Origin of the sequence: Caldicoprobacter sp. (assembly GCF_047459465.1) — a bacterium.
Taxonomy (GTDB): Bacteria; Bacillota; Clostridia; order Caldicoprobacterales; family Caldicoprobacteraceae; genus Caldicoprobacter.
Map to the genome: position 1 here is coordinate 1 of NZ_VSCO01000131.1, position 4850 is coordinate 4850.

Below are 4850 nucleotides of genomic sequence, written 5' to 3' on the forward strand. Positions count from 1 at the left end.
CCTGCCATCCGGGTGGCACACCACCGTAGTAGCACCCTTTAGCAGTACCACAGTTCCTGTTTCCTGTGAAAACTTTTGTGCCGTCTCCACAGGAGAACCCACGATTTGAGCAACGCTCAATCCCGTCAATCTCGCCATCTCTCCAGGATGGGGCGTGATCACTACAGGTCCTGTATGCTTGCTGAGCAAGCTAATATCCCGTGATATATGATTTAATCCATCCGCATCTAATACTATGGATATATCAATCCTGCCTAAAATATTCCTTAAAACTTCAAACACGGAGCTACTTTTCCCAAGCCCTGGCCCTATGGCCAAAACATCCGCATCCTTGACTAGATCTAAGACATCATCCAGAGCCTCCTCTTGCAGGCATCCCGTCCCATGGTCCCGTAGAGGCCTGGTCATAACCTCGGTCAGCTTATTCTCTAAAATCTCATTTAGGCTGGCCGGTATCCCAAGGGTTACCAGTCCGGCTCCGCTGCGCAGTGCCGCCATAGCGGCAAGGCTAGCAGCCCCCGTCATGCCGGTAGAACCCGCCACCACGGCCACCTTCCCAAAAGCCCCTTTGTGCCCCTCGACAGGCCGCTCTCGAAGCATGGCAGCCGCCTCACCCATGTCCAAGGTGAAAGCATGCACTCCCACAGCCTGGGCGCTATCGAGCGGCAAACTTATGGGCACAACGTGCAATTTCCCAGTATATTTTCGGCCGGGATATAGCAGGTGTCCCCTTTTGGGATACCCAAATGTCACCGTATGCGAAGCCTTTATGGCAATACCCATGACATGGCCGTCTTCACCGTTGATGCCGGACGGTATGTCTACGGCTACAACAGGCACAGGCATGTCATTGACCAGCTGAATGGCCTGTGCAAAGACCCCCTCTACCGGCCTGGAAAGCCCCGTACCAAATATGGCATCGACCACCAGAGTTGCACCCTTCAGGCTCTCCTCAAGGTTTGACACATCTCTCTCGTCCTGTACAAAGTAAAGGGGCACCTCCAGCTTTCTGGCGATATTTAGATTGGTCCTTGCATCTCCTGATATGGCCTCTTCCCGTGCCAGCAAAAAAACCTCCACCTTTATGCCCCTCAAAAATACATGGCGAGCGACGGCCAACCCGTCACCCCCGTTATTTCCCATGCCCGCCAGCACTACAACCTTGTCTCGTTCCGATAAGCGGTAAACCTTTTCTATCACTTCCACTACTTTAAGAGCGGCATTTTCCATGAGCACAATGCCAGGTATACCAAATTGTTCAATGGCCCGTTGATCTATTGTCCTCATCTCAGATGGGGTTACAACCAACATACGCCTCACCCTATCCTTCAATGATAGCCTGAGCAATCGCCAACTCCTTTATATGGGATATCGAAATCCACACCCTTTTGCCGCCTATATAGGATAATTGGTGTGCTGCCCTATCATAAAGGTTTACATAGGGCTTTCCATTGGACCAGCGAAGTATCTCTATGTTCTTCCATCCCACATTAAATCCAGTACCCATGGCCTTCATCACAGCCTCTTTAGCCGCAAAATTGCCAGCTATTGTCTGAGGATTATTCCCGCACTTCTCAAAGTGCTTTAACTCCTCTTCTGTAAAAACCCTTTGTAAAAAGCGAAGGTTACAGCATGCCTTTTTTACGCGCTCCACCTCGATTACATCGATACCAACCCCGACAATCATCTTTCTTCTTCCTTCCGAAAAATCACATAGCTTATAGAAAGCCTAAATTCTCCCAAGACCTACAAACCCAGGGTAAAGCTACCAGCTTCATGCCCAAATAATATTTTAACATATCATTTAATGTGGTACAATTAAGCTTTTATATTCTCTTGTTTACTCGTGTCGGCATCCTTACGTGCGGCTTAACGAGTGGATACACCGACGTGAAAGGGTAATCAGGATATTTCCCAACCGAAAATCAGCCATACGACTATAATTGAGGCATTACTTATGGAACAGGACGAACAAAATGGATACATGGCAGAAAATACTTGGATCTGGATGAATACTTTGAGTGGCAAAAAGAAAGTTCGAAAGAAGAAAAGGAAAAGGGAGTATTTATAAATTAAACTGTTATTATCTGATTCTGGGTAGAGAAAATTTTACATAAAAATTAGACTTAATCCTATGGCTAAATGACAAAAAACCTGTACAGCCTGTATATAATATTGGTAAAATCTTATAAAACTTAATCCAAGGAGGTTGCTTATGTCAGGTTCAACCATAGGAAAGAACTTCACCGTCACCACCTGGGGCGAATCCCATGGTAAAGCTCTGGGCGTGGTCATTGATGGATGCCCGGCCGGCATCCCACTGTCCGAAGAGGACATCCAAAAGGATCTGGACAGGCGAAGGCCAGGAAGTTCCCCTTATTCCACTCCTCGACAGGAAAGAGATAGGGTATCCATAATGTCAGGAGTCTTTCAGGGGTTAACCACCGGCACCCCCATATCGCTTATAATTTTCAATGAAGACCAGCGTTCGCAAGACTATTCCCAGGTGGCTCACATATACCGCCCCGGGCATGCCGACTATACATATCATAAGAAATACGGCATATGGGATTACAGGGGCGGCGGTCGGGCATCTGGCAGGGAGACGGCCGCTCGCGTAGCTGCCGGAGCCATCGCCAAAAAGGTGCTATCGGAACTAAAGATAAAAATACAGGCCTATACCCTCTCCATAGGTCCGATAAAGATAGATCCGGAACGATTTGATGAAGAAGAGATATACCATAATCCCATGGCCATGCCCGACAGTGAAGCAGCCAAAAAGGCTGAAGAGTATATTAACCTGCTCAAGGAAAAAGGCGACTCGGCGGGTGGAGTGGTGGAATGCACAATACAGGGCCTACCCCCAGGGGTAGGGGAGCCGGTATTCGAAAAGCTGGACGCAGCTCTAGCCAGAGCTATAATGTCTATCGGCGCAGTAAAGGGCATAGAATTTGGCAGGGGATTTCAAGCCGCTTATCTTACCGGCTCGCAAAACAACGACTCCTTTAGCTATACGCCCGACAAAGGGCTCGTAAAGCTCTCCAACAACTCGGGCGGCATAACCGGTGGCATCAGCGAAGGATTCCCCATCGTGTTCCGTACAGCCTTTAAGCCCACACCTTCCATCAGTATTCCACAAAAAACGGTGACCCACGATATGCAAAATACCCAGTTGATATTGACCGGCAGGCACGACCCGGTAATAGTTCCCCGCGCCGTAGTTGTGGTAGAAGCCATGACAGCCATTACGCTAGTTGACCTGCTTTTCCAGCGCATATTATCCAGAATAGATTTTATAAAGAAGGCTCTGTCTTGAAAGGAGCTTAAAGGCTTACTACACAACTTGTGCTTGTTTTTTGGGCAAGCTTGATTGAATTTTGGCCAAAAAATTTTTTTATCACTATAAATTTACAAATTATTCCTACAGTTCTAATATTACATTTATTACTTCACAACTTTAATGGCCAACGTGGGTACAATTTTAGTAGGACAAATCAAAAAGGAGGTGGATATGATTGAAAAAAAGGTGGATTATAGCAATGGCCATAATGTTGGCGGTAGCCATTGGTGTCCCCATCGTCTGGGCACAAAGTGAAAACACGCAGCTGCCAACAAAAGCTCCTTCTAATTCTACAGAAAAACAGCTTACTGAGGCACAAAAGAAACAACTGGCAGACCTGTATTCAAAAATTGCTGAACTCAAAAAGCAGATTGTGGACAAATATTTAGAGTTTGGAATAATAGATAAAGATCGCGCTCAACTTATAAAGCAGAAAATAGATCAGATAGAGAAATTTCGAGCCGAAAAGGGGTACCTACCAGGATTTGGCGATAGCAAATCCCATGGCGGCTTTAAATCGAAAAAAAGTAAAGGGTTAGATAGAAAGTGCCCCTTTACCCAGTAAAATCCATCCCGGTCTACACGAACTGCTAATAAAAGCTTTAAAGGGGGTTTTATGCCCCCTCCTTTATGTGCTGTACGATTAGGTCGGCCAGCTCATCAGCAGCGTATGGCCTGCCTATATTACGCATCATCTGGATCATATACTCTTTTCTGCTTTCGTTGTGAAATAGATGATAGACCGCTTCGTCAGGCGGGAACGTCTCGCTGGTCTTGATGGCCAGTCCATTGTTAAGCAAAAATTCAGCGTTCCTATCCTCCTGCCCTGGAATAGGGTTTATAAGGATCATCGGTATACACTTGGCAAGGCTCTCAGAAACCGTAAGCCCACCAGGCTTGGTCAATATGCAATCAGAGGCGTCCATCATAAGATCCACATTGTCCACAAATCCAAAATTATAGATCTTTTTCCTAGTATCCATTAAATCGATCTTCTTCTTCAATGAAGCGTTATTGCCGCACACCGAAATTATCTGAAAATCCATATCCATATTATCCAGCCTACGGATAACGTCACCCACATTTCCATATCCCATGCTGCCACTCATGACTAATATGGTTGTCTTATTCTCGATACCCAACAGTTTCCTTGCCTCTGCCCTGTCCACCTTATTGGCAAACTTTCTAAAGATGGGAATCCCAATGGGCCAGACCTTTTCGAGGGGTATACCCTTTCTCTGGAGCTGCAGGTTGAGTAAGCTGCTTGCAGTCACGTAATAATCCAAATTGGTATCCTCCCAGAAGGGATGAACAGTAAAATCGGTTATGATGCCCACGCTCTTGCATGACAGCCCCTTTTCCTTTAGATAGCTTACCACCTGTGCGGGAAAAATGTGGGTACATACGATCACATCAGGTTGATATTCGCTAAGAAATCCCGTCAATTTTCTGGATAAAAGCGAGCCTATTATCTTGCCTATGTAGAGCTTTTCGTTGGATTTCTCTAGCT

At 46.3% G+C, this 4850-nt stretch carries 5 protein-coding genes and 1 pseudogene; 3 read left to right on the forward strand and 3 right to left on the reverse strand.

The annotated features are described in order from the left end of the window. The coding region (locus FWJ59_RS07860) for an NAD(P)H-hydrate epimerase (protein WP_414481398.1) at positions 1-1311 on the reverse strand (1311 nt) is incomplete at its 3' end. A gap of 10 nt (positions 1312-1321) precedes the next feature. After that, positions 1322-1687, reverse strand: a complete 366-nt coding sequence (acpS, locus tag FWJ59_RS07865) for a holo-ACP synthase (protein ID WP_414481399.1) — start codon at positions 1685-1687, stop codon at positions 1322-1324. Positions 1688-1865: 178 nt separating this feature from the next. Between acpS and FWJ59_RS07870 the strand changes: the two are divergent. The 3 genes and pseudogenes from FWJ59_RS07870 to FWJ59_RS07880 form a co-directional block, all read left to right on the forward strand. Continuing rightward, positions 1866-2076: pseudogene (locus FWJ59_RS07870) on the forward strand (transposase); the annotation flags it as partial. Positions 2077-2215: 139 nt separating this feature from the next. Next, positions 2216-3316, forward strand: a complete 1101-nt coding sequence (aroC, locus tag FWJ59_RS07875; protein WP_414481400.1) for a chorismate synthase — start codon at positions 2216-2218, stop codon at positions 3314-3316. 199 nt (positions 3317-3515) lie between these two features. After that, complete coding sequence (locus tag FWJ59_RS07880; protein WP_414481401.1) at positions 3516-3905, forward strand: YckD family protein; 390 nt, start codon at positions 3516-3518, stop codon at positions 3903-3905. Between the two features lie 49 nt (positions 3906-3954). Here FWJ59_RS07880 and FWJ59_RS07885 read toward each other — a convergent pair. Further along, the coding region (locus FWJ59_RS07885; RefSeq protein WP_414481402.1) for an MGDG synthase family glycosyltransferase at positions 3955-4850 on the reverse strand (896 nt) is incomplete at its 5' end.